Here is a 1,189-nt window from a genome sequence, read left to right as displayed (position 1 = left end):
CCGTATTGGTTGTTGACCCGCACCGCCTCTTTCGCGGCCTTGAGCATGGTCTGGGGGCTGGGCGCAGGAATACCGTTGCGCACCACGTCCCAGCGGGATTCGGCAAAGTAGCCATTAGGGGTGAAGTCCGCTTCATGGCCGATGTAACCGCGCTCTTTCTCCGGCAGGCTTTTGACCAGTGCCGCATCGATATTCAGGCGCTTGAGCATCGCGTTGTTGGCCCAACCGGTGTGGCCATCGATGCCGCTGAAAACGATGGGCTGATCGGCCCAGCGTCCCTGGTTGAACACCTTGCCCAGTTCACGGCTCTTCTCCCAGTAGGCCGAACTGACCCCGGCGACGCTGATCACATCGCCGGAGCGGGCTCGTCCGGCCTTGTCTTCTTCGATCAACCATTGCTCCAGTTCCGGCAAGGGTTTGACCTCGTCCAGCAGGTTGGCCTTCATGCTGTCGAAGGCGCCCGAGACCGGGTGGCTGTGGGTGTCGATCATGCCTGGCATCAACACTTTGCCTGCCAGGTCGATGCGCTGGGTCTTGGCATCGGCCAGGGCATTGATTTCGGCATCGCTGCCCACTTTCAGAATCTTGCCATCTTGCACCGCAACAGCCTGCACCAGCGCCTGGCCGGGTTCGGCGGTAAAGACCTTGCCGTTGAACAACACCAGGTCAGCGGCGGCCATCGCTTGTACCGAAGACAAGGCCAGCGCGGCGGCTAACAGGTTTGGAATGAATCGCATCGGAACGCTCTCTGGTTTTTATGGGGCGGATCGGGAAGTAACAGCTTGGGAAACCACGTGCGGCGCAATCCCCAGGAACGGCGCCTTGGCCCACACGACCTTGCCGCCGACCAGCGTCAGCAGCACGTCATTGCGGCCCAGTTCCTCCTCGGGCACCTGCATGAAGTTCTTGTCGAGCACGATCAGGTCAGCGAACTTGCCGACTTCGACCGACCCCAACACCGCGTCCAGCTTCAGCTGTTCGGCGGAACTGAGGGTGATGCTGCGCAGCACTTCGGCTCGCGACAACGCCGGATCGGTGTTGAGTCGCCCGGCATACTTGGGGCCATAGCTGTGCGGATTGGTCGGGTCGCCGGAACGGGTGACACCGACTTTCAGCGCCAGGAACTCATCGAGGGGATCGACCGGCCAATCGCTGCCAAACGCCACGCGGCCGCCAGCATGGGCGATGC

At 61.9% G+C, this 1,189-nt stretch carries 2 protein-coding genes; both read right to left on the bottom strand.

Annotated features, from left to right (window positions below; genetic code table 11):
- Window positions 1-737 (bottom strand): amidohydrolase family protein (locus ACXRVY_RS30300; protein WP_458239113.1); only part of this gene is annotated, 737 nt, incomplete at its 3' end.
- Window positions 738-755: 18 nt separating this feature from the next.
- The coding region (locus tag ACXRVY_RS30295) for an amidohydrolase family protein (RefSeq protein ID WP_458239112.1) at window positions 756-1,189 on the bottom strand (434 nt) is incomplete at its 5' end.

This window comes from Pseudomonas sp. P5_A2_2 (assembly GCF_054177685.1).
This window is presented reverse-complemented; position numbering and strand designations above follow the sequence as displayed.